We start from the raw sequence: 26475 nt of genomic DNA on the forward strand, positions 1-26475 counted from the left end.
CTTGCTATTCGCTTGGTCTTTTCTTTGTTGGTTTAAATATTCCCGAACTTTTTCTTATATGTATCATACCAATCTGTATACCAGTTCTTTTGCTCACATAAGAATTTTAATTCATCTTCATGACTTATGTTTTCTTTCGTAATGATTTCGTGTGTAGTTTTGTTGACGATTAATCCGTTTTCAATATCCAAAGAAAGAGCATTAAAGAGAGAGCTACTTCGTATATGTGAAAACTCTGCTGTTTTTTGGATAAGCTTTTTACCTGTTAATTCATCTGTAGTAATGCTGTATTTATTAATCCGTTTACTTTTCAGTTTTTTCTTCTCTTCGTACCATTTTTCACTATGCCTAGCTCTCTTTACTTTGGCACGATCAGAATCCCTGATAGCTATCAAACATTGCTCACTAAAACTTAAATATTCACCCTTTCTAAGGCTATTTGCTTCTTCAATTTCTTTACTTATCTTGCCCATTACTTCATATGCTCTGACAAATTTATAATCTCCTATATTTATTACATCTTCAAATTCATCAAACATAGCATTAGCATTAGTTTTTGAAGTTCTTAAAATGTCATGAAGTTTGTCCTTTGCAATCCAAAGTTGTCCTTGAGGATCTAAATAAGCTTCAGCATCAAAAGAGTTGACAATACGTGTTAATGTTCGTCCATCTAACTCTTGAGGTCTTTCAGGTCGTATGTGAGGAATGTTATTTTCAAATAATCGGGATTTCATCAATTCATGTTTTTTTTTCATCGCTCTACCATCCCTTCGTAGAGTTCTTGTAAAGCCTGTATGGCTTCTTCTGCTTTCGGATGAGCAGTTTTATCAGGATGAATAATTTTAGCTAAGTCATTTCGCCATTTTTTTGCATACTGGGCGTTGTTATAACAGAACTTAGTTATGTGTAGTTTTTCTTGTCGCTGTTTACCCTGTAATTCAAGTAAAGCATAAATAATTTGGTCTGCTTCCGTTTTGAAATAAGGAACACTTGAATCGAACTTCTGTTCATGTACTACTAAAGACATATTTGTTACATTTTCCGATTGTTTAGCTAATTCCACAGAGATGAAGCCACTTAATTGCTGAATGGCTGTGAATAAATGCTCCCAACCACGTGCACGTATTTTCAATCTGTCACCTAACTTTTCTTGCAGGGTGCTTCTTATTTCTCTCATTTTACCCAGCTCTTTTAACTCTTCCAAACTCTCAACCGCCAAAATTTTTTGAATATCCATTTGATTTCCCTCCTTTCCATTAATATTACCTTCTATTTCCATGTGTGAAAAGAGCTAGACAAATGAGTCTGCTCTTTTCATGGTTTAATGCTTAACGTTAAGTATTAATCTAAGTTAACAATATAAATAACAACTTTGCCATGTAATCTCAAGTCCTCGTATGGTTCGCTAACTGTGTAATCTGTGAAGCTAGCATCATGTGACTCAGGTCTAAAAATTAACCGATCCCCATCCCGATAAAACCTTTTGACTGAGTAGTTATATCCATCACTATACACAATTATATCTTCATTTTTTAGTTCATTAATTTGAATAGGTTTCACACCAATAAGAGATTGGTGAGGTATTACTTTATTCATCGAATCTCCGTTTACACGCATAAAAAATAGTTCTTCATCTCCAGCATGTCTACCTAAAACTGCGTCTGGGATTGTGATAGTTTCCGCATCGGTTAAACTGTCAATTCGTATTGGGGGACCGGCAGAAGCGTGCACAGGGAAATAAGTATATTCCGATGTCGATTGTACAGAGATTAGGTTATTTGATGAGTTAATTTTACGTGAATCATTAATGTCTCTAATGTACAAAGGAGCATCCTTGTCAAAAAACACAGCTGGATTAATATTATGAACTTCCATCATTTTTGTTATGACGGATTTAGGTAACTCTCTGCGACCTTGCACATAGTTGTTAAAGGCAGCTTTTTTCAATCCTATGGTTTCTCCAAATTTTTCTTGTTCCATCCCACTTTTTGCTACTATTTCTTTTAATATTGTTGATATGTCAACCAATTGAATCACCTCCTTACACCACATAATATACAGTATAGTACACGTTTTGTAAATTAATATTGTGTATTTTGTTGACTGTATACAAAGTGTGTACTATAATTTTTGACAAGGAGGTGAGGAAATGAAAAAAGATGTTACATTTCCAAAGTTAAGGGGTGCACTTGCCGCTAACGGATTAACAATAAAAGAGTTAGCTCATCTTATGAGGGAAAAAGGGGTAATTTTAACTCCTTCAGCATTAGGAAACAAAATTAATGGCATTCGTGAATTTAAAAAAGATGAGATGCAGATAATAGCTGAAATTTTAGAAGAAAGTCCTGTAGTCCTTTTTTTTGAAATAGAGTACACGAAATGTGTACTGGATAATGAATTATCTTGTACAATCTAGCCCATAAATTACAAATAAACATGATTTAAAAGGGGATGAGATGGTGGAAGATAATAAAAAATCCTCACAGGTTGTTGGCGCAACAAGCGAGGGTAATAGTAAAAAAGTTAAGTCTTTATTCCAGCCATTAACGGCTGTTGTATTAAGTGTAAATCTAATTATGATTGTTCATGTTGTCAATTCAAATCAATATACAAAACGAGTAAATCACGAAATATCAGAGTTGAATACCAGGCAAGAAATACTGCTTAAACATCAAGAAGAGTTGCTTGAACAACAAGTTGAAGAACTGGAAAGGTTGAAAGTGACAATTAATCATTATCGGAAGGAGATCGGTCAGTAAGATAAGGTTCAAGTGATTCAATAAAAGTATTGAATTTCTCTTCAAAACGTTGTTGTTGCTCGTGTCTCTCTTGTTCTAGTTCTAATAGTTGTTCAGTATTTATTAATTTTTTCTCGTCAATTTCAATTTGTTTCTTTGTTAGTTCATTTTGAAGTTTTAACTCTGAAATTTGTTCTTCACGTTGAAGAGCACTTGCATAGTCGGAGTAAATAAAGTAAATAGCCGACCAAATAGTAATAATGAGAATTGTTAAATCTGCCCAGGTCATCTTTTTATCTTGCATCATTGAAAGTTCTCTCTCAGTGACCTCGATTGGTACATCTAGAACTTCTTCATTTAAATAACTGGCATTCTCAAATTCTAATGTAATGTCATTTAATGAAGGGTAAACAGATTCAGGTAGTGGTTCATCTAAATTTTCTGATTGAGAGTTAACTAAGTGTTCAATACTAAGATGCCATTTTTGGAAATTAGGATTGATATTATCCAATTGTTCTATAAATGCTTTTTGCCTATTTAACATTTCTACAATTGGCTTAAGTGCATGTGCTGTTTGTGTCATTTGATATGAAATAGTATTGCTAAATAACTCCATGTTTTTATTTATAGGTTCGATTTGTGCTTGAAAACTTTGAGCCCATATTTGATTTTGGGACATAAGAGGTCTATATAGTTTGTCCATTCGTTTTTGAAATTGCTCTATTTGCTTTAAATAACTTTCAAAATCCATTTTAATCACCTCACTTTCTACAAGTGAATTATACCAAATTATTAACCTAAGCGCTGAGCTGGTAGCCAATGAATTAGCATTGGACTTGTAGCTAATAAATAACGGTGGAAACGTTAATCAGGAGAAGGGGGGACTTGTATAAGTGAAAGTCAAGCGTTTGATTCTTGTAAATGGCGATGAGTATGAGGATGTGGAGCTTTTTAATAACATACCGCAAGAGGTAGACAGTGTAGCTCCTGGTCAATTTATTGGAGTAAATGCAAGCAACTACACTGTTTTTCTACAAAGAGAAATGATTATTTCCTTACAGGTAACTCAAACTTTCAAGGTTATTTCTTCTTAGTTTGAGCTAATGCTGAGCCAGCAACAGATTTAGCAGTTTTGCTGTATCGACCGTCTTTTAAAATTTTACTAGCCTTACTAGCAATACTTTTAGATGTTTGTTTCTTATTAGCCATAAGTAATTCACTTCCTTTCTATTTTGAAAAGAACGTTTGTTCTATTTTATTAATATATCACATTATATTGTTGTAATCAAATGGGAGGTGAACTATATATTGGGTATTCGTTTGAAAGAGCTAAGAGAGTACCGCAATCTATCAAGATATCGACTTGCAAAACTATCAGGGGTTAATGAATCAACTCTTCAAATGATAGAAAACAGTGATAATCCTAATCCCACATTTCGAGTAATGTGTAAAATTGCAGATGCTCTAGAAGTGAGTTTGGATGATTTAAGAAAGGAGTCGGAACAATGAAAAACACTATAAATATGGAGCTAGTTAAAATTCGCGCATTTTTACCTGAAAAGCTGACTGAGTTATCAAACAAGAATGAGGCTTTAGCGCTCGAAATATTGCGGATGTGGGGCAATGGTGATAAGCCCCTTCGCGATCTTTGGACTTTAGTTCATCAAGGTTTAGAAAGAGGGGAGCACAATGGAGAACACAGCAATTAGCTATGACAATTTTGGGCGTATGCGGTATCACCCAGAGTTTCATTTTTCGCATGGAAAGCCTTTTTCAGAAAGTGAACTTGAATATATCTGTAAATTTTATGAGATCGACCACACGAGGACCATAGCATTTGCTATTGGGCGAACAGAACATACTGTTCAAACTAAAGTAACTTCTCTAAGAAAAAAAGGGCTGTTTGATTATTATAAAAATCTTAATAAGCATTGGTAGGAGGCATTTATTCTATGGATATTGTAACGAAGCTGAAACTAGAAATTGCTGTAAAGAAAGCATGTATAGAGGATTTACGAGCTGCTATAAAATTTCATGAGCAACAAGGAACATACCACCTGGCTGCAGAATGTGCATGGCGGATAAAACAGGCACAATATACTATTAGACGCTTAGAGGTCCAACTACAAGATAATAGTAGTTTTGGAGGGATCATAAAGGATTTTACCCAACGTGGAATTTTTCTAAGTACGGTGAAAAAACTTGAGAATCAAAGTTAGCGTATGGCGACAGGCTTATCCATCAAATAGACGAAAGGGTTGATATGTATGAAATTAGTTAATGCATTATCTAAGATTGCTAAGTTGCCAAAGATTTTGGAGCAATACGGTATAGCTCCTGAGAATGTTCTTAATTTAGAATACTGTGCTAGTACCACACATCATATTAATGTTCTTGTTCAATTGCATTCAAAAGAAGCTATTCAAAAACTAGGTGTCTGTGAAATTGAGAGCACGTTAGGTTATGACGATGCACATTGGAAACAATTCCGAATTATTAAGGAAGGTATTGCATTTATCTGTTGGGAAAGAGAGGACGAGGCGATTGCATGAGAACACTTATGGAAATAGAAAATCCAATGGTACTAGGGCGTATTGAGTATCCATATGCACCTTATGAGCCAGCTGTATCTTTTGAAATGCACGATGATTTTGGTAGTTTTATAGCTTGTGGTGATGTGTATTTTGAGATAGGTGATGCATTGATTCACATTGACAATATCAGTGATTATTTGGCTGCTGGATATAAGGACGATACAACTTACGACATGAGTGACTCAAAGGTTATTGAGTATGTGGAAAAGCATTATGGCTTTGCTCATACAAAAAAATAAACCACTTGGCAGAGTGGTCTAAACAAACATTATTAGCGTCATTATAGCGCACTATAGGAGGAATTTCAATGAGTAACTTAACTGATCAATTTCACAACCCTACTTCCTATCAACCTTCGCAAGGGGGAGGGGTACTAACACAAGTTAGTTCCTCTCGTGAAATGGAGGAAGTGAAAGGACAAATATTTATGGCAAAGTCTTATCCAAGAAATTATTACGAAGCTGAGAGAAGAATCCTAGATGCTTGCAAACGCTTCTCACTTGCAGAGTCAGCAATGTATTCGTATCCAAGAGCAGGTACAAATGTTACTGGACCTTCAATTCGTCTTGCAGAGGTTTTAGCGCAAAATTGGGGGAATATTTCTTTTGGTGTTAAAGAATTAGAACAACGAAATGGTGAATCAACAGCTATGGCATTTTGTTGGGATCTAGAAACGAATACAAGACAAGAAAAAACTTTTACAGTTAAACACTCAATAAAAACAAAAAATGGGTTAAAAACATTCTCTGATCCACGTGATATTTATGAAAAGGTTGCAAATGATGGTTCCCGTAGACTAAGAGCATGTATTCTTGGCATTATTCCAGGTGATATCGTTGAAAGAGCTTTAAAAGAATGTGAGTTGACATTACAAGGGAATAACACTGAGCCACTAAAAGATCGACTAGCAAATGCTTTAAAAATGCTAAAAGAATATTTCAAAGTCACGCAAGAAATGGTTGAGGAAAAGTTTGGGTATAAAATTAATGAATTTACAGAAAGAGATTATATAGATTTGGGCAAAATCTACAATTCTCTATGTGATGGTATGACAAAGGTAGAAGATTGGTTTGACAAAGATACAGCTAAACAGAAGCCAAGCTCTTTAGTTGCTGAGTTTGAAAAATCACAAGAACAACCAAAATCTGAGGTGAAGCAAGATGACACAGACATTCCAATTGAACAGACAGAATTACCACTCAAATGAGGCTAATCAATACTATATGTCAGTATCTCAGTTTAAAAGTGCTATGAAATGTGAAGCAAGCTTTGTTGCTGAGTTGAAGGGCGAGTTTATTCGTCCTTCATCAACAGCCCTAATTGTTGGTTCCTACACACACGCAGCTTTCGAAAGTGAACAAGTTTTTACCCAGTTTTGTGAGAAACATCATGACAGCATTTTTAAAAGTCGTGGAGGAAAATACGCTGACTTTGAGCAAGCAGAAAGAATGATAGAAACTTTAAAAAATGACCGATTTGCAATGTTTGCTCTTGAAGGTGAAAAAGAAGTTATTTTTACAGGTGAGCTTTTTGGAGTACCTTGGAAAATCAAAGTTGATTCTATACACCATGACCGTAAATCATTCAGTGATTTAAAGACCACTCAGAGCCTTTATAAACGGTATTGGAGTGAAAAGTACAATAAGTATGTTTCGTTCGTTGAGGCTTATGATTATGTACTACAAATGGCAATTTATCGCGAAATAATCTATCAAAACACAGGACAGTATTATGATCCCTATCTCGTTGTGGTAACTAAGGAAACACCTCCGGATAAGGAAATATTGGAGTTTGAAATACCTGATTTCGATTTTGAATTTGAGTATGTAAAAATCATGTTACCTAGCATTATTGAAGCTAAAAGCTCTAGAAAAGAGCCAGTACGATGTGAAAAATGCGAATATTGTCGTATGACTAAACAACTTACTAAAACAATTAAAGTTGGCTATTTATTAGAATGATGAAAGCATATAGGAGGGACAACGATGGAAAGTAGAAGCATCGTAAGAGTAGAAAAAAATAAAGATTATACAATCATTAACAATACTTCCATCCAGGATACAAGATTGAGTTGGAAAGCTAAAGCAATACATGTATTCATGCTATCTAAGCCTGATGATTGGACATTTTATAACGAGGAAATGCAGCAATGGGCAAAAGATGGCAAGGACTCGTTTACTGCTGGATTAAGAGAGCTACAGAAATTTGGATATGTAAAAAAAGAACGACGACGTGTTGAAGGTGGGAAGTTTGATTACGTTACCATTGTGTATGAAGTTCCGTACATGGATTTACCACTTACGGATAATCCATCATCGGATGAACCGCATACGGGAAAACCACTAACGGAAAAACCGTCGACGGATAAACCGTTCACGGAAAATCCGCAACTACTAAGTACTAATACACTAAGTACTGATTCACTAAATACTAATACATTAAATAATAATAATGATGATGATAAGGAGCCTGCATACGCAGCTTCAAAGTCTTCGGCTACAACAACTCCACAAAATGCATTTGCCTTTTACGAACAAAATCACTTTGGAGCATTAGGTTCTCTAATCGTTTACAAAATCGACTCATGGATTAAAGATCTCTCAGAGCCCTTAGTTATAAAAGCTATGGAGAAAGCAATCTTTAACGGAAAAACTAACTGGGCTTATGTTGAAACTATCTTAAAGGATTGGAGTAACAAAAAGCTCTTAACACTTGAAGAAATTGAGGCTGAAGATTTGCGTTGGAAAAATGAGCAGGTAAAAGCTCAACAGCGAGCTAGACCACAACAAAACTATAAGCCAAATAGACGCACTGAAGTTATTCCTGAATGGTTCAATAATCGTAATGAAAAAGAACCCCTCTCCGTTACAGAACCTAAGAATTCTACTCTAGACTTTGATGCTGAAAGACAAAAAATACTTGAAATGTTGGGAGGATAGAATAAATGCCATGTGAATTGGAATTTTATTCCGGTAGGCATTGGTGTTATTAGAAGGATGTGTGGTGAACAATTTATTGGGGAATATGGGGTGGATAGTGTAGGGGATGGTTGAATAGTATTTTACATTTAAACGTTCTAACAATTTACAGTACGGAAATTATAGCAAGGAGGGGTTTAAATGGGTAATAAAGTGAATTTGGCTGCATTAGGTGATGGAGTATATATTGTACAACAAGGAGTGATTCTAGAGTTCCTTGAGCCTAAAGAATATGGACAAGACTCAATTCAGTGGCAGCATGGTAAGGTATTTGAAGTGAGTGAAAGTACCCGAAGACGTGTCGGAGTAAAGAAGAAACGTATATAAATTATGTTTATAAATGTAGGACTTAGCTGAGTTTAAAATCCTAAACGATATGTATAAACGATTAAGATGGCAAATGGTCTTTAGTTCATTAAAATTTCTAACCGAACATTCTTTCTACTTTTTGGTTTACTTTTCTATTAAATATGTAGTAAAATTATATATACTTATAGAAAAGGGGGCTTAAAATCAATGGAATTTATAAAAGATGAACTTCAGATGAAAAAATTAGTAATGGCATTTTCTCAAAATACAGAGAATACATTAGATGAAATAGAGTTTAACTATAATATGGGTACTGGGAACTTTAGACAATCGGGTTCTTGGGATCTGCGATTCGGAAGAATTGAGGATTCCGTTAAAAATAAAAGTGATGTTGCAATTCTAAATCGAGAACGAGGTATTTGGAAGTATAAAGCTATTTTATTTGCAACAACAGGTACATTGTTCGTATTTACTAAAGAAAAAAATTTAGATAAAGTTATCAAAGAGAAAAGCAATACCGAAAAAATCCATTATTTTCATGCCCTTGTATATTTAAATGTTGAAAATGTTGGAACTAACGTACAGCTGGATTTATTTGATTACTATGATGAAAGTTTTGAACTTCGTCGAGAAAGAGAAGTCCAAAAGATTCTGATGGAATATTACTCACAAGTAAAACAGGTATACTTTATTGTTGGAACAGAAAGAAATAAGCAAATTGTAGAAGTAAAGGTACAACATTTTAATCGTCAGTTCGAATTTCTAAAAGAGGTGGATTTGTCAAAATATATCTCTAAGGGTGAGTATGAAGATATTTTATTGAAAGTAGCTAAAAACGGTGATAAACCAACTACTAAACCACTTGTCGGAATTAAAGATGGTTTGAAAAAACGCAACGAAAAACAGATTGCAGATTGGAAACAAGCAGAAAAAGAAGCAGAGTTTCTAAAAAGTTAATAAGCACCTTGGTGTCTAAAGGAGGATTCTATGGTGTTGAACCGTAAATTTAATGGAGCTAGATTAAAAGAAGGAAGAATTTATAGAGGATACACTATTACGGAATTAGCCGAATACTTAGAAGTAAGTAAGCAAATGGTATCGAAATATGAAAATGCACATGTAGACCCGGCTTTTGAGACAGTGCATAAAATTGCCAGTTATCTTGATTTTCCAGTACAATATTTTTATGAAAAATCCGTCGAAGTAAAGGTTGGTAATACGTATTTTAGATCGTTATTAAGTACTGGGAAAAAAGATAGGGAGATGCAATTAGATCGAATAAAATATATTACAATTTTAAGAAGAATGTTAGAGGAATATATAGATTTTCCTGAATTAGATATATTAAAGAATTTTGAATATGAAAATGACATGGAGCATTTTACTCAACAATTAAGAACCTATTGGGAGATAGGGGATAAACCTATAAAAGATATTGTTTTGCTATTAGAAGAAAAAGGATTTATTTTATCTTCAATTTATCTTGAAAATAAGAGCATTGACGCCTTTGGTGCAAACTGTTCTATAGGTAATAAAGATTACTATTCAATTGTATTAAGTAGCGATAAGCAATCATTTTATAGACGTCAATTTGATGTCGCTCATGAGTTGGGTCATGCTTTGCTACATGAGTCGTCAATAGTTTTTAATGATTTAGATAAAGAAGAGCAAAAACAAATAGAGAAAGAAGCAAATGATTTTGCGGCAGCTTTCTTATTGCCAAGAGAACCTTTTTTAAGAGATGTATTGATGCACCCTAATGATTTAGAATATTATAAGATGTTAAAGAAAAAATGGGGCGTTTCTATATCAGCAATGCTAATGAGAGCATATAAATTAGAAGCGATTAATGATGGAACTTATCAGTATATGCAAAGATTAATAAGTAAAAAAGGTTGGAGACAGAAAGAACCTTATGATGATATTAAGGAGATTGCAGAGCCAATGGCAAATAGACAAGCTATAGAACTTTTAGTTGAAAATGATTATTTTTCAGGTTCTGAGCTGCTTAAAATTCTTTCTAAAGAATTTGGACTAACAGTTCTACCAAACGAGGTAGAAAAGTTACTAGGACTTGAAGAAGGTTACTTGATAGAAAAAGAGCCACCTTTAACTAATAATATTGTTCAAATTAAAAATATTAGAAGTATATAGAGTTGTTCAAAATTTCTAAGCCTTTACGGAAAATACCGGAGGCACTAACAAACGGGTAAAAACCTGTTCTGTTGGTGCCTCCTTTTCTTTATTTGATAATGGTACATTATTTTAAAACAGATTTAACTAGAGCATGTTGAAGTATTTAAAAGTTTCTATTATATCATTTTAGCACTGATGAACTCTTGAATTGGGAGAATGTCTCCTTACGGACATTTTCGGCGTCAGACCACACACTTCCTTCATATGCCCAATCCAACATGATTTAGCTATATAACCATACTTTTCTTTAATACTGGACTGATAATTGCTTATAAGTAGCCAGGCTAATCACCTTCTTTAGGTGAATATTATAATAATTAAACCTAAAGGTAACCATAAAAAAGGAATTTATCGCACGACTATATCCAAGTGTTTAAAACGTGCTGCCTATGATTCTACAAAGAAATGCAGAGGATGCAAAATTTAAGAGAACTACGCAGTATCGGGAAAGAGTTGGAGCAGATTAGTAATTTGCGTAGGTGGAAGAAATATGTGAATGGAGGACAACCTAGATGATAAAGAGGGAGAAGGATTTACTCCTCCCTTAAACTCTCTCTTACTTGTAAAACCTTGCATCAAAAAGACCAACCTCTGTATCGAATGGACCAAGTTGGCTATTTAATTTAAAGCCTATTTTATTTACACTTTTGAGTTTGAATTCTATTTCCTGTGGCATATCACCAGCAGAAACAGTATAAGTTTCGATTAATTTTTCATCAAGAAAAACTTCTAATGTTAATGGTTTAGGTAAATCTTTTCCGGATTCTGTCAATCCCAAAATAGCTTTAAAAGTGCTGTATTGACCGTTCAAAGGAAATTCAAGTAAAGACTCTCCTGCACCACCAAAGCTGTTTTTAATCGTGATGTAATTACTATATTTATTACCTATATTATCCGAAATAGTATCTTTATTATAAGAATATTTATATGAATTATCATATTTATTTTCTTGGAAACTCAAATATTCTAAATCTTTTCCAGGATAAAAAGCAGTTTTGTCATTAGTTTTTCCGATATTTATTGTTTGGTTGGAACTATCCCATTCAACTGGATATCCTAGTTGCTCACTGATATAGCGTAAAGGAACATAAGTAGTTCCATTGTATGTAAAAGGTTTATCTTCAGGCATCTTTGAAACCTGGTCAATTTTTATATTTTTGACATTATAGAAAACTTCTAGTGTCTTACTATTGGTGCTAGCGTAAACCCCTGCACTTCCTAAAAGAAGCGCACCTGCAACTGATAATCCAATCAATTTTTTTTTCATATACTCGATTCCTCCGTAAGTTTTAATTAGATGAGGCATATTACTTAATTGTTATAATCCTTTATTCACTGTTAAGTTATGTGTCGGATGAATAATTTTGCCCATCTTTTGAAAGTATCGGACATTTTTTGTAATTTTTAATAACGTTTTTAAAAATATGGAACTTTTTAAAATATTTACTTTATCAACAATCATAATCAATAAAGCCTTGAAAACATAAAAAAGCCGCAGCATCGTCACACGCTACAGCTCGAATTGGTTTATGCCCTTTTAAGACAATCTAGTAAACGTAGTATATCACAACTTAGGAGGGCAAACCTATGTTATCAGGGAAAATTAAAGTTACAAAAGAGGATTTACTTCAGTGGATTGAGAATTATCGGTGGATGGTTGAAACGATTGAGGAAGCAAGGCAGCCAGTAGCGAAGGTTGATAACAATAGTTACATTGGGGCGAAAACAGCTATGTATGGTATTGAAGCAACTCTACCAAAGGCAAGCGGAGGTACAAGTGATCCAGTGTTTACAGAAGTACAACGTCGTGTATATTCGTTAAATTATCGAATTAAGGAATACGAGCAAAAGATTATAGAGGTGCAAAAACGTATTCCGTTAGTGCATGGGGATAGAGAAATTGAGGTCTTGCATAGACTGCTTGATGGAGATAGCTTGCGAGCGATTGGTAAGCACATGAATTTATCCAGCACGACGATATTTAGGGTCAGAAACAATATTTTAATTCAGATGATGAAGTAGCCTAAAGGCTGCTTCTTTTTTTAGTTATGAAAAGGATTGAATTCAAGTGTACTAAAATTTGATGTAAAAGATATTTGACATGCAATCGTTTAATTGGGTATTATTAGGATGTAAAAGATATTTTACACCTTAATAATATGAAGGTGGTTATATTATGAAAAATAATATTAAAGAACTAAGAGAAAAATGTAGCATTTCACAAGGGAAGTTGGCAGATCTGTGTAACGTAACTAGACAAACAATTAATGCTATAGAGAATAACAAATACGATCCAAGTTTAAAGCTCGCTTTTGATATTGCAAGAGTTTTAGGTGCCACTATGGAGGAATTATTTATACCACAGGAGAATGGGGAGAAAAAGAATGGATAAATCAAAAAAGATAATAGGACTTATTGTTTTTGTAGTTTTTTGTGGATTTGTAAGCTACACATTATACAGATGGATGCGATTCGGAACAATAGATGGGGGTTCTATAATTTTTAGTTTCATTGCCTTGTCTTATCTTTTCAACTGGATTAATTGGGGTAACCATAATGGTGTTAAAGATAAAGATGAATTAGATAGACATATTGAAACTCAGAGTGCAAAGATTGGGTATTATGTTTTAATGATTATGGCATGTCTAATTTTGTTTATTTCAGAGGGTGTATCCAATTTAAATGACATGAAAAATTACCCTTTACTCATAGTTGTTGGTCTTACATTCGTTACATCTCCAGTAATTGAATTTGTATATTCAAGAAAATATAAATAAACGATAAGATTAAATACTTTGAATCTAATAAACCAAAAGTAAGTACAAAGGAACAAATGTAACGAATGTAACAGATGTAACAAAAGGAACAAATGTAAAACATGTAGCATGTTTTGTAAGAGGAAAAATATGATGTAAACTGGGAGGCAGGACGGTGCGGTTTGTTCGGAGTATGACATACGGCCGGCCCATATTTTTTAAGAGATTAGATATCTTAATTAATATAAAAGGTGAAATATTTACAATCATTTCCACAACTTCTTATTTGTTATATGATATTTAAAGAGGAGTGGAATATTATGATGAACATTTTACAAATTGTTTTTGCTATCATAACTGTCTCTCTTTCAGCTTACCTACTTATAACACGGGATTACGATCTGACTTTTTTAATGGTATTCTTCTCAGGTTTATTCATGTTAACTAAAGGAATTGAAGCATTTCAGAGCGAGAGAAAAGTTTATGGTTGGTTATTAATCGGGCTATTTTTATTTGCGGTTTATTTATCAATGTATCAATTCACAGCTTTACTATGACCAACATTAAGGAGTGGTTTATATGTGAACTTCGTCCACTTTCCATAATTTCAGTCAAACTTACTACATCAACAAAGTGCACGGAAATGCACTAAACACAATTCGTTACTTCACTAAGTATTTACTCCTGTCTAAACAGGAACTATAAAAGCATTGTAAAGGCTGTAAAAAGCTTTATGATGCTTTTTTCTTTTGCTTTGAAAAGTGAGCATCGAGCAGAGCTTCTTCCTTTTTATTGGATGGAACATTCTTATGCAAAACTAAATGGAAATTATTAAGAAAACTATTAGTAATTTGGTATAATTAGTTATTCATAAATGAAGGGAAGAGAATTATGTTTGATGTATTAGAACCAATTCTAACTACAAGTGGACTTGCTAGTATGTTTAAGTTGAAAGAAAGATATGACAAAACAAATGAATCAACACCGTGGGTAAAGTATAGTGTAAAGCCAAATTTCTATAAAATTAGAGCTTTTGAATTATGGGATAATGAACCAAAAAGATTTTTTAGAATTTATCATGCACCTGATATGAATGAATACTTAAAAAATACGTTAATGTCATTACCTGAAGTTGTTAAAAAAGGAACGTATTTTATTGATTTTCAAGCAGCTGATTACTTACAAATAGCAACTAATATTGCTGAAATATTGGCTTCAGAAGAAATAATACAAGAAAGTAAAGCAACTAGTAGACTTGCACATACATCCAGGTTTGAAGGACTGGAATTACCTGATGTTGATGTATCTCAAGAAGAGGTGCTAGGACAAACATTTTCCTGGAGAGAGATTATTGCAATTTGGGAAGATAATTCAGAGCAGAATAATTTGAAAAAAGTTTTAAGTCAAAACGGAATTTATATTCAACGCTCAGAAGATGGCAAAAGTCGATATTTTGGTAGTGCTTATGGTACAGGTGGGATTATAGGTAGATGGATGACTCATTTAGGGTTTTTAGGTGATGCACATCATTTGAATTTATATATTTTAGAAAACGGCTATAATTCAATTACTTTTTCCGTCATTGAGTTTATGGAAGGGACGAATTCAGAAATAATCCAGAAGGAGTCTATGTGGAAAAAAACGTTTGGAACAATCAATAAAGGTCCCTACAATGGAATTCAGCTAAATAAAAATTAGAGTATTAATAAAGCACCCTCAGGGTGTTTTTCTTTTGCTTTGAAAACTACATTCAACAGCCAAAACGCTATGAATTGAGAGGACAGAGTTTGGTGTGGTTTTGAGAGCAAAAAGTTGTTACAGTTTTATATAGTCTCCTTGTCCTATAATTGTAATGGAGGCGAAAATATGAGAAAAAACTATAAATTATTATTAAAATCAAAAGAAATCTTTAAATATTTTAAGTTTGTATATAAAAACCGTATAGATATATTTGACAGTCATACTATGGAATATAATTTAAGAACAACATGGGCCGAATTAACATTTGAAGATTTAAAATTAATGGAGGAGACAATAGAAAAAGATATTAACGATAGCAATTTAAATAATTCACTTCTTGGTTCAGGAATTAGTATACTTATTGCTTTGTGGATTGGGTATGTAGCAATCATTAATACAGCATCATTTACATCTATTTCAACAGTTATGATAATTTTTGTCTTATTTATAACTATGGTTTATATTAATCACTTTCGGTTAAATAGAAGAAATATTAGAATACAAACTATAGTTAGAGTTTTATTAGATATAAAAAAATCCGAACAAAATACATAAATTTGGCTATCACTCTCTTAGTGGTAGCTTTTTTATTGGAGGTGGTGTTTATGAGATATGGCTAATTGGGATGAAATAAAAAACGAGTGGGAAACCACAAAGATTACACTTGCTAAACTAGCTGAAAAACATGATGTTCCATTAGGTACTATTAAGAGCCAAAAGAGCCGGGATTCTAAAAACGGTAATCCGTGGACTAGGGATGCAACTGAAAAGGATGCAACCAAAACTACAAAGGTTGCAACCAACGAGAGACAGGTAGGAGCACCGAAAGGCAATGCTAATGCTAAAGGAAACAAAGGTAATCCTAATCCAACGCCTAAGTTTCCGAAACGCAACTCAATAGCAGAGAAACATGGCTTCTTTTCGAAGTTTCTACCAGAAGAAACACTCGAAATAATGGAAGCAATGAATGAGCGTTCTCCAGCCGATTTAATATGGGACCAAATACAGATACAGTATGCTGCAATCATAAGGGCTCAACGCATTATGCACGTTGAATCAAAAGACGAAATAATAAAGGAGCTCAAAAAGGCAAAGTACGAATACTATCCGCGTTCTAAAGAGGATGGCGGAGGCGTAGAAAAGGCTGTAACAGAAGAAGAATATGAATTCCAATTCGCATGGGAACGACAGGCGCAACTACTTACTGCTCAATCAAGAGCTATTAGTGAGTTGCGTACTTCTATTAACCATTTTATAAAACTGGCCGATGAAGCTGACGAACGTAGATTAAAACTTGAACAGATGCAGTTGGCAATTGATAAAACGAAAGTGGAGATCGATAAGCTTGGTAGCGATGAACAAAACGGACCTATTGAAATTAAAATTGTCGGCAAAAAACGTCTATGATTTTATGCAAGAAAAAATGGGGAATAAATTAAAGTAGTTGGCTTAAAGCCCGATAAATCAACGATATATAAAATCTTGCATAATCAATAAAAAGTGTAGTTGTAAGAATGTTGATATAACAATGTTTCTACAAATATTCAACTTCCGAAAATTATTTGGTATACTACTTTCACAGGAGGTGATTGGAATGTTTGGGTCATATATACAAATTAAGCCTGATTATATTCTACATAATGATTAGTTGGGTGTTAAAGAGAAATGTATTATTGATATTTACTATATTATTTTTAACAGGCTGTTCTTTAGATGAAACTATAAAAGAAGGAAAATCAGTATTAGAAAAAGGTGAAGAAGTTTTAGAAAAGGGTGAGGAAGTAGCAGCAAACTTAAATAATAAAGTTAATAAAGTAACATCGATTTTAGATGGAAATATTCGTGAAGTACAAAATACTAAAGTTTTTGAAGAAGATTTTACTTTTAAAGAATTGATTGATAATACAACTCAAAATCCAATTTGGAAGAATGAATCTGGTGATTATGTAACAGTTCAAGCCGAAGTTAATGGCTATGATGATTTAGAGGAAATTATTTTAGGGTTTCCTTATTCTGAAGAAGGTATTTCTTTAGCAAATGCAGGTGTATTTACTTCAATTGAAGGTGCTATTAAAGTTAATGGACAAAGCCAGGAGGTTTCTGGAGATGCAGTTTTAGCTATTTTAATTGAAATATATGAAAAGAAATAATTATATTTATAGGATTGTATCCAAATATATACATATTTTACAATATGCTATTCAGATCCTACGACCAGGAGTTGAGCAAGAAATGACACTTTCAGTCGAGAAGGAAGTGAATCCACATTTCGAAGATTTCCTTTTCGACTGGCGTTGTAAAGCTCAACTTCTTGTCGGTGGGTACGGTTCTTCGAAATCCTATCACGTAGCGTTGAAAATACTTTTAAAATTACTTGAAGAAAAACGTACAGCTCTTGTCGTTCGTGAAGTTTACGATACGCATAGAGACAGTACGTTTTCTTTGTTTACAGAAATTATTGAGGACTTAGGGCTATCGGGCAAGATAAAGACAAGTTCATCACCAATGACAGTGAAGTTTCCGAATGGTTCAAAGATAATCTTTCGAGGAATGGATAAACCTGAAAAACTAAAATCAATCAACAACATTTCTCTTATTTGGTTGGAGGAATGTAGTGAGATTAAATATGCAGGTTTTAAAGAGTTGCTAGGGCGCTTACGACACCCAACACTGGACCTGTTTATTATTCTCTCGACCAATCCAGTATCAAAAGGGAATTGGGTATACAAGCATTTCTTTAAGAACGAGCTGGAAGACTATTATGTCTTAGACGACGAGGAGTTATATAAGCTACGTACAGTCATAGTGAACAACACGTATTATCACCACTCAACAGCTGATGATAATTTGTTTTTACCAGGTAGCTACATTGAGCAGCTTGATGAAATGGCTTCGTATGACCCAGACCTTCACAGAATTGCTCGTAAAGGGCGTTTTGGAGTTAATGGAGTGTTAGTACTTCCTCAATTCGAAACAAAGCCGCATGACCAAGTGATGAATGAAATAGCACGCATAAGAAAGCCTCTGTATAAGAATGGCATGGATTTTGGATTTGTTGATTCTTACAATGCCATTTTGAGAATGGTAGTGGACCATGAAAACAAATGGTTATACATCTACTGGGAGTACTATAAGCGTGGATTAACTGATGATATTGTGGCGGATGAGTTAGCAGCAGAAGGGTTAAAGAAAGTTTTGATTAAAGCGGATAACGAGGATGCGAAAGCCATTGCATATTATCAACAAAGAGGTTTTAGAATGCTTTCATGTAAAAAGTTAAGAAGAATTGATAACACGCGCAAGATGAAACGATTCAAGCGTATCATTTGCTCAGAGGCATGCGTGAACACAATTCGAGAATTGAAAGAACTTACTTTCAAAAAGGATCCTAAAACAGATGAAATCATTGAAGATGAATTTAATATTGACCCTCATACATTTAGTGCGATGTGGTACGGACTTGATGATTATGAAGTAGCTAATGTAAAAGGAGCTAATGCTAAAAGAAAGTAGGTGAAAACATGGATGAGAAATTAACGATTCGTCAACAGATGGATGCTTTTAAAGCGTACATACCGTATTTAGATGAATACGGCATCAACGAGACTATTCTTGCTCAAATAATCAACGAGCATAAGCCAATTAGGCGCGAAGTAGAGATGTTACAAAAAAGGTATGACACAACAGATGTACCTATTATGAAGCGTCCAATCATAGAGCTTCCAATTGCTAGTGAAAATATGAAACGTATTGACCAGCTAATTAACAACAAACTCAATAATGCCTTTGATGCAGATGTAGTAGACACAAAAGCTGGCTACTTCCTTGGGCATCCGATTAATTATGTAGTAGAAAAGGAATCTCCTAACTTCAAGGTACTTACAGCTACTATTGATGAAATGCGGATACGTGAGAACATGCCTGCAAAAGACACGTCAACAGGCATACAGACATCTATCGCTGGCTATGGTGCTAGGTTAGTTTACTGGTCAGAAGTCAACGGTAAACAGGTGCTAAGAGTATCAAATGTTAATCCAGCTGAGTGTATATTCTTGTATCACGAAAACATGCATGAACCTTCTTACTCCATTCAGTATTACTCAACAACACGTATAAAAGTTGACGGTACCAAAATGAAAGTGCAAGTAGCAGAATTTCATGATAAGGAGAACACCTGGTTTTTCGAGAGTGGATCTAGTGGTTTTGAGTTAGTAGATGTTATACCTCACTACTTGCTTAATCCTCCGTTATTTGGTGTCGAGAACAATGATGCTTTGCAAGGTGAAGCATCAAAAATACTAGCCTTAGTAGATGCCTATGACCGTACGATGAGCGATGCAAACAGCGAGGTGGAAGCTACTCGTTTGGCTATTCTTATTTTGCGGAATATTGGTATGGATGATGAGGACATACAAGAGCTCAATAAATCAGGTGCTCTTGAGCTGTGGGGTAATGACTCGGACGTGAAGTACCTAACCAAAGATGTAAATGACTCGATGATTGAACATCTACTGGATCGCCTTGATGAAAATATCACTCGCTTTTCAAAGAGCGTGAATTTTAATGATGAGGCATTTGGTGGGAATATCAGTGGCATTGCAATGCGCTTCAAAATCTTTGCACTTGAGTTCAAAACAATCTTAGCAGAGCAGCGTTTTAGAAGTGCTTTGACGTATCAATTTAAGTTGTTATGTGCTGGATGGTCATTACTGAATATCTGTAGCCCTGATGACTACCTTAAAATTTGGTTTGGCTTCAAACGTAACCTACCATCAAACTTGAAGGAAGAAGCAGAGATACAGTCGATACTACAAGGCAGGGTATCAGAGCGTACACGCTTGTCGTTATTCAGTCAAATTGATGATGTAGAGGCTGAAATGGAGGCCATGAAACAAGAAAAAGCCGAGTTCCAGGGAGAGTTAGAAGGTTTGAAACGTAAGGACATTGATAATTCAGATAAAAATGAAGAAACAAAAGAAGATGAATAGGTGGTGGCTACATGGACCAACTAGAAATCTTTGAACGATTGCAAAAGATACTTGAAGAATACGAGAAATCGTTTGATAAGCATTACTCTAGTTTGCAAAGCAAAATGGTTGAAAGTTTACAAGAAGCTTATGAGAAGTATGGAAACAACCTATCAGAATACCGTAAATACAGTCGATTACAAGCGTTGGTAAAGCAATTGGATGGCATATCTACAGCAGAGTATCAGAAGCTGTTAGAAGAAGCCTTAAAGATGCAAGAAGAGACGTTTGATATGACTTATTTACTTTACACCTATCTGGTCTATATGTACTTTAGCAACGAGGAGGGTAAGTTACTGAATATCACAAGTGCAGCAGCTGGTACAAGCGCAGCAGTTGCTATTATCTACTGGTTATTGAGGAATCGTAAAAGGATGCTTAGAGAGTTTTTAAAAGAGTCAGAGTATGAAACTTTGCTCAGATTTAAAAAGCACAAAGATGATTATGTTTACAGCATATTTATGGACATGCAAGATAACTTGAAAGCAGAAGAGGATTTTACGGCCACTTCTAATCAAGCTAAAAAGCGTACTCAATCAGCTAGAAACAATGGAATTAAACGTCTACAGGAGATGTTTAACAGCACAATTAACTATGTACAGGATAAAATGTACGATGCGTTAAAAGGCAAGGTTGAAGGTGTAGAAAAGATGTGGATCTCAATGAGAGATATGCAGGTAAGGCATGCACACCGAATACTAGATAGCCAATTTGCCAATGAAGAAGGCTACTTCCATTATGCTGGCGATAGAGCCAAGCGCCCGAAACTGTGGAAAGACCCTTCGATGAATTACGGCTGTCGTTGTAAGATAATCCTTCTGTTTGGTGGACGAATTCCAATGTTTAGTCGCATTTATGATTATCAAGATCCAGGATATCAAATAAAGATTGCTGAGCGTATTGATAAGTTGCTACCTAATAAAACATATCTTCAGTCATTAAAGCAGGCTCAAGATGAGATAAAGCCTCCTAAGAGAACAGTGCCGTACATTACTTTTGAAAATTGGCTTGAACAATACGGTGAGAAAGGATGATATAAAATGCCAATTCCACTACAAGTAAATGTAGCTGGTATCGATTATACAGTGTAATACCAAGAAGGTTTGCTTAAAACACACAGTCTTATGGGACAAGTAATCTATGCTGAATCCAGAATTGATATTGATTCCTCAATGAGTGAGAGCAAGAAAGAACAAGTTTTTATCCATGAATTAGTTCATGCCATGTTAAATGAAGCTGGCTACGATGAACAGGATGAGGAAATGGTCAATCGATTAGCCATCATTTTATATCAAGTGCTAAGACAAAATGAATTGAAATTCAAGGCGTAGAAATACGGCTTTTTTGTTTTGTCTTTTTTAAGCATTTGAAGACATTAAAGAACAAATGACTAAGTGTTTCGCGGGCGAGAGTGTGCGAAGGACAGGAGGATAACATGCAAGTAAATTTTGAGACATTAAAAACATTGGTTGAAGCTGGTGATAAGTCGGCTTTTGAAAAACATATCTTTGAGAGTTTGGAAAAAGGTGACGTAGTTGTGGCAGCATCACACAATGCTCTAGTAAAAAGTGAACTAGATTCAGAGAAGGACAAGCATCACAATACAGCACTTCAAACATGGAAGGATAACAACCTTCAATCATTAATCGATGAGGAAGTTTCAAAGCGAAATCCGCAAGAGACTCCTGAACAAAAGACTATTCGTGAATTAAAAGAACGTCTTGATCAAAAAGAAAAATCAGAACAACGAGCAGCATTGAAAGAAGCAGCTCTTACTTATGCAACTGACAAAGGGTATGATGCAAAGTTTGCAACCAAGTGGATTGACAAATTACTTGGTGACGATGAAACAGTTACAAATACCACTTTGGATAATTTTAAAACGGATCTTGATGCCATTGTACAAGCCCAAGTAGAAGAAAAGCTTAAAGGTGCTAATCGTAATCCTGGTGGTGGATCAGGCGGCGGTGTAGATTTATCAACTGGTGCACGTGTAGCACAACAAAATCAGAATAAAAATGCTGAAGAACAACAAAAAGCGTTCTTCGGATAAGGAGGATAAGCAATTATGAAATTTAAAAAGACGGAATATACAACGCCTGTTGAGATTTTAAAATTTCCTGAACATCATGTATCAGTATCAGTGTATGTAGACGACACAGGCATTATAGCGAATGCAGAAGGAAAGAAAATTGTTCCTGCAGGTACGATTGTTGGTGGCGGTTTTTTAAATAACCGCACAGTAAAAGCAACGAAAGCAAATAGTGCTTCTGCTGAAGGCGTTCTACGTTATGACGTAGATGTGACGTATGGTCCTGCTAACGGAGCAGCAGTCATTCACGGCTTTGTTGACTTAAACAGATTACCTGAAGTACCAGCAGCTGAAGCAGTAACAGCGTTAAAACAAATTACATTCTTAAAATAATGGAGGTTTAAAGTATGCCAACTATCTTTGATTTAGTAACAGCGAAAAATACCAAGGATTACATTGAAAATTCCGAGCAAAAGGTTTATTTAGGAGCGTCTTTGTTTCCGAATGATAAACAACTAGGACTAGAATTATCTTATTTAAAGGGCCGTCATGGTGCACCAGTAGTTTTAAAAGCTGCAGCGTTTGATGCTAATGCTCCTGTTCGTCCACGTATTGGTGTTCAAAAAATCGAAACAGAAATGCCCTTCTTCCGAGAACAAATGAATGTGAAGGAGAAGGAGCGTCAACAAGTAAACACTCTTTTAGCTGGTGGTCAAACTCAATTGGCTGAAGCAGTGTTAAAGCATGTGTATGACGACCAGAAAGCACTTGTTGATGGAGCAAATGCTACAACTGAACGTATGCGTATGCAACTTCTTACAACAGGCAAAATTTCTATCGACAGCGGTGCTGAAGGTGCACAGTACGATTACGATTATGAGTTTGATCCATCACAATTTGAAGTGCTAACAGGCACTGACGTCTGGTCAGATCCAAATTCGACACCAATTCAAGATATCATGCGATGGATGCTAGCAATTAAATTAGCAAATGGAGCTCGAAGTATATTAAACAGTGTGACTTTATCCTATTTAGCTGCACATGAGTCTATTCGTAAGGATTTAAATCCACTAGGTGCATCAAATATCATTCTTACTGTGGATGATGTGAAGAACTATCTGGAGCGTAAATTAAAGTTAAAGATTGCAGTCTATGATGAAACGTATATAGATGAAGCTGGTGTTGAACAAAAGTTTGTACCAGATGGTGTGTTCACATTAATTCCACCAACAGGTACGCTAGGCAATACAGTGTATGGTACTACACCAGAAGAATCAGATCTAATGACAGGTGCTACAAAAGCTAATGTTGAGATCGTGAATACAGGAGTGGCTATCACTACTGTAAAACAAGAGCATCCAGTGAATGTTCAAACGATTGTTTCTGAAATTGTACTGCCATCATTCCCTGTTGCAGATAAAGTGTTTATTGCAACTGTTTTATAATCAAGCGACTTGATCATTAGTCGCTTTTTTCTATTTCTCAGAAAGGAGAGGTATGAATGAAATATTCAGTAGAGTTATTAAAAAATGCAAAGGTTCATGGTAACCCCCATAAAGCAGGTGAACTTGTGAACGTTGACAATGATTTACTTGAGGAATTAAAAGAGAAAGGTCTTGCTGGGGCTGTAGAGGAAGTTGCGGAAGAACAAAGATATTGGTTCTTAGCACCTTATGACAAAATTACAGAAAGCGATATCCGAAAAGATTTAGATACACTAGGAATTGATCATTCAGGAGCTAAAGACAAAAAAGCTGCTTATGCTCTTTTGGAAGCAGGTTATAATGCGTCCTTGGCCGAAACAGCAGGTGAATAGTATGTGGGATGTCACAGATGATGATGTGAAATATTATGCAACTTTAGGTCAAGTTAAAAAGCCAAATGTTGATTACTACAAAGCTATGTTACCGGTGTTGCTTGATAAAGTGAATGAGGATTATAATACCTGCTTCACACCTCAAAACATGCCACCAAATGTCAAATTGTTTTTGGCTAAAGCAGTCCCATTTTTCAGTGGAACCAGTGGATTAAAGTCAAGAAAAATGGGATCTGTTTCATACTCATTTGATTTTAATGATATGCCTGTAGCTATTACGGATTTATTAAAACGTTATAGAAAGGCGAGATTCCATGTTTTTCGACCCTATGGATGAGTTCCCTCATACTGTGATTATTAAAGAAGAAAAGCCAGTTCCAAACGGCTCTGGCGGTTCTACGAAGAAATGGGTTAAAACGGGTGAGCTTGACTGTTTTGTAGATACACCAACATCATCAAGATTAGTAGAGATGAAACAACTTGGCGTGTCATTCCATAGAGATATTTACTATCCATACGAGGATTCAATACCTTTAACAGCAAGAATTGAGTTTGAAGGTATCGAGTACACAGCTGCAGGTGATGCAGAGGACCAGGGCGGCATGCATGAAGTCATGCGTTTACCATTAAAGAGGGTGCAGTAATGGGTATCACAAAGCGAGGAAATAGACGAGTAGAGCGAGCTCTTAAAAAGTGGCAGGACGATATTATTGATGAAATAAAGCGTATTATCAGAAACACAACTCTGTTACTAGAAAAAGAGTTGAAAGCTAGAATGCCACATGAAACTGGTGAAATGGCTGATTCAATTATGGTGACATTTGATGCTGATGGGTATGGTGCAAAACTAGAAATCGGAGCTTTTTATGCAATCTACGTAAACTACGGAACAGGAATCTACGCACAAGGACCAGGAGGAAGTAGAGCAAAGAAAATCCCTTGGGTGTACTTCAATACACGGTGGGGCCGTTTCGTACTGACTCATGGACAACGAGCTCAGTTCTTCTGGGAACAGGCTGTAGATGAAGCAGCAGATTATTTTATTAAAGAATTTAGAAAGCTAGGGAAGTGACAATATGGCACTACCATTTTTAGAATTGCAAACGGCGGTGTATCAAAGGTTATCCAATGATGCATCGCTTTTAATTTTAGTCACCGGTGTATTCGATCATGTGACAGAGGATACACCATTTCCTTATGTGTACCTTGGAGAACCGTTATTGAACATTGACCGTGACGTAAAGGTCGAGGACATTGCTGAAGAAACAATAGCCATACATGTATATCACAATCAAGAAACAAGTGGTGAGTATGGCAATGCAAAAGTTTATGAAATCTTAGATGCTGTTCATGAGGCGCTTAAGTACAGAATTGAATTGCCGTCTTATGAAATTTTGCAAGTGACACCAAGAGAGCCACGTGTCTTTGATGACATCAACACTGTACAAAAACATGGTGTAATCACTTATAAATACAAACTATTAAAAACAAAATAGGAGGATCTACAATGGTAAAAATTATTATGGTACAACCTGTCGATAATGCTCTGGGTGCCGATGGTTTAGTGCCAGGTTTCCAAACAGATTATACACACAGTGTAGAACGTGACAATTCCACTGAATCTACAAAGATGGGTTCAATCTCAGCAATTGGTACCTTAACAGAAACAATGGAATTATCCATGTATGGCCGTAAAGGAGATGCAGGACAGAAAGCCATCTATCAAGCGATAAAGGATGGAAAAGAGCTAAAGGTGTGGGAAATTGAAACAGAAAAAAATGACGAAGGTACGCATGACGCGAAGTTTGCATATGCAGTTGTTGATTCGTTCGAAACTTCTAGTCCGCCTGAAGGTTTAGATGAATTGTCAGCATCTATGACAGTTCAAATTGAGTCAACAGAAGGCGCATTCATGGATTTACCGCCAGGCTTAATTAATTTTGCGAAATACGGATTCCAGAAGCCAGGTGACACTACAGGCGATTCAAAAAACATTGTCAACAGCACAAAGGTGACAGGAATTACGGTGACACCTGACACACTCACTTTAACACCAACAGATAAGCAGCAATTAAGTGTAGAGGTTACTCCTGCTAATGCTTCAAATCAATATGTCACATACACAACTTCTAATGCATCTGTTGCTACTGTATCACCTAATGGATTAGTTACAGCTGTAGCAGCTGGTACCACAACGATTACAGTGAAATCTAAAGATAATCCTACGATTACTACTACGGTAACTGTAGAAGTTAATTAAGACGGACTTAAGTTCGTCTTTTTCTTATT

The 26475-nt window shown here is 35.2% G+C and carries 42 protein-coding genes; 36 read left to right on the forward strand and 6 right to left on the reverse strand.

Features of this window, described 5'->3' with window-relative positions; all coding sequences use genetic code 11:
* Positions 1 to 32 precede the first annotated feature (32 nt).
* From AAJG31_RS22070 to AAJG31_RS22080, 3 genes are all read right to left on the reverse strand, one after another.
* Positions 33 to 755: a hypothetical protein gene (locus AAJG31_RS22070; RefSeq protein WP_279495584.1), complete on the reverse strand. Its 723-nt coding sequence runs from the start codon at positions 753 to 755 to the stop codon at positions 33 to 35.
* Entirely contained in the window at positions 752 to 1237 is a 486-nt protein-coding gene (locus AAJG31_RS22075) for a hypothetical protein (protein WP_279495583.1), read from the reverse strand. Before AAJG31_RS22075 ends, AAJG31_RS22070 begins: the two co-directional genes overlap by 4 nt.
* Before the next feature lie 104 nt (positions 1238 to 1341).
* Positions 1342 to 2028: a LexA family transcriptional regulator gene (locus AAJG31_RS22080; RefSeq protein WP_181574697.1), complete on the reverse strand. Its 687-nt coding sequence runs from the start codon at positions 2026 to 2028 to the stop codon at positions 1342 to 1344.
* A gap of 121 nt (positions 2029 to 2149) precedes the next feature.
* On the opposite strand from AAJG31_RS22080, the gene AAJG31_RS22085 reads away from it, so the two are divergent.
* The gene (locus tag AAJG31_RS22085) at positions 2150 to 2416 is read left to right on the forward strand and encodes a hypothetical protein (RefSeq protein ID WP_279495582.1); all 267 of its coding nucleotides are present in this window, start codon (positions 2150 to 2152) and stop codon (positions 2414 to 2416) included.
* A 43-nt stretch (positions 2417 to 2459) separates the two neighbouring features.
* On the forward strand, positions 2460 to 2759 hold the full coding sequence (locus tag AAJG31_RS22090) for a hypothetical protein (RefSeq protein ID WP_279495581.1): 300 nt from the start codon (positions 2460 to 2462) through the stop codon (positions 2757 to 2759).
* Here AAJG31_RS22090 and AAJG31_RS22095 read toward each other — a convergent pair.
* Complete coding sequence (locus AAJG31_RS22095) at positions 2728 to 3489, reverse strand: hypothetical protein (protein ID WP_345803556.1); 762 nt, start codon at positions 3487 to 3489, stop codon at positions 2728 to 2730. The genes AAJG31_RS22090 and AAJG31_RS22095 overlap by 32 nt on opposite strands.
* A 142-nt stretch (positions 3490 to 3631) precedes the next feature.
* Here AAJG31_RS22095 and AAJG31_RS22100 point away from each other — a divergent pair, with 142 nt between their 5' ends.
* The gene (locus AAJG31_RS22100) at positions 3632 to 3832 is read left to right on the forward strand and encodes a hypothetical protein (protein ID WP_112118250.1); all 201 of its coding nucleotides are present in this window, start codon (positions 3632 to 3634) and stop codon (positions 3830 to 3832) included.
* Here AAJG31_RS22100 and AAJG31_RS22105 read toward each other — a convergent pair.
* Complete coding sequence (locus AAJG31_RS22105) at positions 3819 to 3947, reverse strand: hypothetical protein (RefSeq protein ID WP_256389903.1); 129 nt, start codon at positions 3945 to 3947, stop codon at positions 3819 to 3821. The two genes, AAJG31_RS22100 and AAJG31_RS22105, sit on opposite strands and share 14 nt — an antisense overlap.
* Positions 3948 to 4046: 99 nt before the next feature.
* Between AAJG31_RS22105 and AAJG31_RS22110 the strand changes: the two genes are divergently transcribed.
* From AAJG31_RS22110 to AAJG31_RS22165, 12 genes are all read left to right on the forward strand, one after another.
* On the forward strand, positions 4047 to 4247 hold the full coding sequence (locus AAJG31_RS22110) for a helix-turn-helix transcriptional regulator (RefSeq protein ID WP_279495579.1): 201 nt from the start codon (positions 4047 to 4049) through the stop codon (positions 4245 to 4247).
* Positions 4244 to 4447, forward strand: a complete 204-nt coding sequence (locus AAJG31_RS22115) for a hypothetical protein (protein WP_066036413.1) — start codon at positions 4244 to 4246, stop codon at positions 4445 to 4447. Before AAJG31_RS22110 ends, AAJG31_RS22115 begins: the two co-directional genes overlap by 4 nt.
* Positions 4428 to 4676, forward strand: a complete 249-nt coding sequence (locus AAJG31_RS22120; protein ID WP_279495577.1) for a DNA-entry nuclease — start codon at positions 4428 to 4430, stop codon at positions 4674 to 4676. Before AAJG31_RS22115 ends, AAJG31_RS22120 begins: the two co-directional genes overlap by 20 nt.
* Positions 4677 to 4690: 14 nt before the next feature.
* Positions 4691 to 4957 carry a hypothetical protein gene (locus tag AAJG31_RS22125; protein ID WP_279495575.1) on the forward strand — a complete coding sequence of 89 codons (267 nt, stop codon included), beginning with the start codon at positions 4691 to 4693 and terminating at the stop codon, positions 4955 to 4957.
* 48 nt (positions 4958 to 5005) lie between these two features.
* Positions 5006 to 5290, forward strand: coding sequence for a hypothetical protein (locus AAJG31_RS22130; protein WP_279495574.1), 285 nt, complete (start codon positions 5006 to 5008; stop codon positions 5288 to 5290).
* Positions 5287 to 5571, forward strand: coding sequence for a hypothetical protein (locus AAJG31_RS22135; protein ID WP_279495573.1), 285 nt, complete (start codon positions 5287 to 5289; stop codon positions 5569 to 5571). The genes AAJG31_RS22130 and AAJG31_RS22135 overlap by 4 nt, the downstream gene beginning before the upstream one ends.
* A 68-nt stretch (positions 5572 to 5639) precedes the next feature.
* Positions 5640 to 6539 carry a hypothetical protein gene (locus AAJG31_RS22140; RefSeq protein ID WP_279495572.1) on the forward strand — a complete coding sequence of 300 codons (900 nt, stop codon included), beginning with the start codon at positions 5640 to 5642 and terminating at the stop codon, positions 6537 to 6539.
* Complete coding sequence (locus tag AAJG31_RS22145) at positions 6493 to 7293, forward strand: PD-(D/E)XK nuclease-like domain-containing protein (RefSeq protein WP_345803557.1); 801 nt, start codon at positions 6493 to 6495, stop codon at positions 7291 to 7293. The genes AAJG31_RS22140 and AAJG31_RS22145 overlap by 47 nt, the downstream gene beginning before the upstream one ends.
* A 24-nt stretch (positions 7294 to 7317) precedes the next feature.
* The gene (locus AAJG31_RS22150; RefSeq protein WP_279495570.1) at positions 7318 to 8271 is read left to right on the forward strand and encodes a DnaD domain protein; all 954 of its coding nucleotides are present in this window, start codon (positions 7318 to 7320) and stop codon (positions 8269 to 8271) included.
* A 180-nt stretch (positions 8272 to 8451) separates the two neighbouring features.
* Positions 8452 to 8637, forward strand: a complete 186-nt coding sequence (locus tag AAJG31_RS22155; protein ID WP_279495569.1) for a hypothetical protein — start codon at positions 8452 to 8454, stop codon at positions 8635 to 8637.
* Between the two features lie 189 nt (positions 8638 to 8826).
* Positions 8827 to 9576, forward strand: a complete 750-nt coding sequence (locus tag AAJG31_RS22160; RefSeq protein WP_279495568.1) for a DUF5986 family protein — start codon at positions 8827 to 8829, stop codon at positions 9574 to 9576.
* A 33-nt stretch (positions 9577 to 9609) separates the two neighbouring features.
* Entirely contained in the window at positions 9610 to 10773 is a 1164-nt protein-coding gene (locus AAJG31_RS22165) for an XRE family transcriptional regulator (protein ID WP_279495567.1), read from the forward strand.
* A gap of 598 nt (positions 10774 to 11371) precedes the next feature.
* Here AAJG31_RS22165 and AAJG31_RS22170 read toward each other — a convergent pair.
* Positions 11372 to 12082 carry a copper amine oxidase N-terminal domain-containing protein gene (locus tag AAJG31_RS22170; RefSeq protein ID WP_279495566.1) on the reverse strand — a complete coding sequence of 237 codons (711 nt, stop codon included), beginning with the start codon at positions 12080 to 12082 and terminating at the stop codon, positions 11372 to 11374.
* Between the two features lie 320 nt (positions 12083 to 12402).
* Between AAJG31_RS22170 and AAJG31_RS22175 the strand changes: the two genes are divergently transcribed.
* From AAJG31_RS22175 to AAJG31_RS22275, 21 genes are all read left to right on the forward strand, one after another.
* Positions 12403 to 12837 carry a hypothetical protein gene (locus AAJG31_RS22175; protein WP_279495565.1) on the forward strand — a complete coding sequence of 145 codons (435 nt, stop codon included), beginning with the start codon at positions 12403 to 12405 and terminating at the stop codon, positions 12835 to 12837.
* A gap of 154 nt (positions 12838 to 12991) precedes the next feature.
* The gene (locus AAJG31_RS22180) at positions 12992 to 13207 is read left to right on the forward strand and encodes a helix-turn-helix transcriptional regulator (RefSeq protein WP_112118261.1); all 216 of its coding nucleotides are present in this window, start codon (positions 12992 to 12994) and stop codon (positions 13205 to 13207) included.
* Complete coding sequence (locus tag AAJG31_RS22185; protein ID WP_112118262.1) at positions 13200 to 13592, forward strand: hypothetical protein; 393 nt, start codon at positions 13200 to 13202, stop codon at positions 13590 to 13592. The genes AAJG31_RS22180 and AAJG31_RS22185 overlap by 8 nt, the downstream gene beginning before the upstream one ends.
* A gap of 299 nt (positions 13593 to 13891) precedes the next feature.
* On the forward strand, positions 13892 to 14128 hold the full coding sequence (locus AAJG31_RS22190) for a DUF3953 domain-containing protein (RefSeq protein ID WP_112118263.1): 237 nt from the start codon (positions 13892 to 13894) through the stop codon (positions 14126 to 14128).
* Between the two features lie 334 nt (positions 14129 to 14462).
* On the forward strand, positions 14463 to 15269 hold the full coding sequence (locus AAJG31_RS22195; protein WP_279495564.1) for a GIY-YIG nuclease family protein: 807 nt from the start codon (positions 14463 to 14465) through the stop codon (positions 15267 to 15269).
* Between the two features lie 168 nt (positions 15270 to 15437).
* On the forward strand, positions 15438 to 15866 hold the full coding sequence (locus AAJG31_RS22200) for a hypothetical protein (RefSeq protein ID WP_279495563.1): 429 nt from the start codon (positions 15438 to 15440) through the stop codon (positions 15864 to 15866).
* A 57-nt stretch (positions 15867 to 15923) separates the two neighbouring features.
* The gene (terS, locus tag AAJG31_RS22205) at positions 15924 to 16718 is read left to right on the forward strand and encodes a phage terminase small subunit (protein WP_279495562.1); all 795 of its coding nucleotides are present in this window, start codon (positions 15924 to 15926) and stop codon (positions 16716 to 16718) included.
* Between the two features lie 266 nt (positions 16719 to 16984).
* Positions 16985 to 17461, forward strand: a complete 477-nt coding sequence (locus AAJG31_RS22210) for a hypothetical protein (protein WP_345803558.1) — start codon at positions 16985 to 16987, stop codon at positions 17459 to 17461.
* Between the two features lie 82 nt (positions 17462 to 17543).
* Complete coding sequence (locus AAJG31_RS22215) at positions 17544 to 18824, forward strand: PBSX family phage terminase large subunit (protein ID WP_279495560.1); 1281 nt, start codon at positions 17544 to 17546, stop codon at positions 18822 to 18824.
* 8 nt (positions 18825 to 18832) lie between these two features.
* Complete coding sequence (locus tag AAJG31_RS22220) at positions 18833 to 20299, forward strand: phage portal protein (RefSeq protein ID WP_279495559.1); 1467 nt, start codon at positions 18833 to 18835, stop codon at positions 20297 to 20299.
* An 11-nt stretch (positions 20300 to 20310) separates the two neighbouring features.
* Entirely contained in the window at positions 20311 to 21372 is a 1062-nt protein-coding gene (locus AAJG31_RS22225; RefSeq protein WP_279495558.1) for a hypothetical protein, read from the forward strand.
* A 69-nt stretch (positions 21373 to 21441) separates the two neighbouring features.
* Entirely contained in the window at positions 21442 to 21669 is a 228-nt protein-coding gene (locus AAJG31_RS22230) for an ImmA/IrrE family metallo-endopeptidase (RefSeq protein WP_345803559.1), read from the forward strand.
* A 104-nt stretch (positions 21670 to 21773) separates the two neighbouring features.
* Positions 21774 to 22391 carry a DUF4355 domain-containing protein gene (locus tag AAJG31_RS22235; protein ID WP_279495556.1) on the forward strand — a complete coding sequence of 206 codons (618 nt, stop codon included), beginning with the start codon at positions 21774 to 21776 and terminating at the stop codon, positions 22389 to 22391.
* Positions 22392 to 22406: 15 nt separating this feature from the next.
* On the forward strand, positions 22407 to 22763 hold the full coding sequence (locus AAJG31_RS22240; protein WP_279495555.1) for a hypothetical protein: 357 nt from the start codon (positions 22407 to 22409) through the stop codon (positions 22761 to 22763).
* Between the two features lie 14 nt (positions 22764 to 22777).
* The gene (locus AAJG31_RS22245; RefSeq protein ID WP_279495554.1) at positions 22778 to 23815 is read left to right on the forward strand and encodes a major capsid protein; all 1038 of its coding nucleotides are present in this window, start codon (positions 22778 to 22780) and stop codon (positions 23813 to 23815) included.
* A gap of 56 nt (positions 23816 to 23871) precedes the next feature.
* Positions 23872 to 24186, forward strand: coding sequence for a hypothetical protein (locus AAJG31_RS22250; RefSeq protein ID WP_279495553.1), 315 nt, complete (start codon positions 23872 to 23874; stop codon positions 24184 to 24186).
* A gap of 1 nt (position 24187) precedes the next feature.
* Positions 24188 to 24523, forward strand: coding sequence for a hypothetical protein (locus tag AAJG31_RS22255; protein ID WP_279495551.1), 336 nt, complete (start codon positions 24188 to 24190; stop codon positions 24521 to 24523).
* 13 nt (positions 24524 to 24536) lie between these two features.
* Positions 24537 to 24830 carry a phage head closure protein gene (locus AAJG31_RS22260; RefSeq protein ID WP_345803560.1) on the forward strand — a complete coding sequence of 98 codons (294 nt, stop codon included), beginning with the start codon at positions 24537 to 24539 and terminating at the stop codon, positions 24828 to 24830.
* Positions 24830 to 25258 (forward strand): HK97 gp10 family phage protein, encoded by a 429-nt coding sequence (locus tag AAJG31_RS22265; RefSeq protein WP_279495549.1) that lies wholly within the window; start codon positions 24830 to 24832, stop codon positions 25256 to 25258. Before AAJG31_RS22260 ends, AAJG31_RS22265 begins: the two co-directional genes overlap by 1 nt.
* A gap of 4 nt (positions 25259 to 25262) precedes the next feature.
* The gene (locus tag AAJG31_RS22270) at positions 25263 to 25682 is read left to right on the forward strand and encodes a DUF3168 domain-containing protein (protein ID WP_279495548.1); all 420 of its coding nucleotides are present in this window, start codon (positions 25263 to 25265) and stop codon (positions 25680 to 25682) included.
* 11 nt (positions 25683 to 25693) lie between these two features.
* Positions 25694 to 26446, forward strand: coding sequence for a phage major tail protein, TP901-1 family (locus AAJG31_RS22275; protein ID WP_279495547.1), 753 nt, complete (start codon positions 25694 to 25696; stop codon positions 26444 to 26446).
* Positions 26447 to 26475 lie beyond the last annotated feature (29 nt).

This window comes from Lysinibacillus sp. BS3 (assembly GCF_039614735.1).
GTDB lineage: Bacteria > Bacillota > Bacilli > Bacillales_A > Planococcaceae > Lysinibacillus > Lysinibacillus capsici.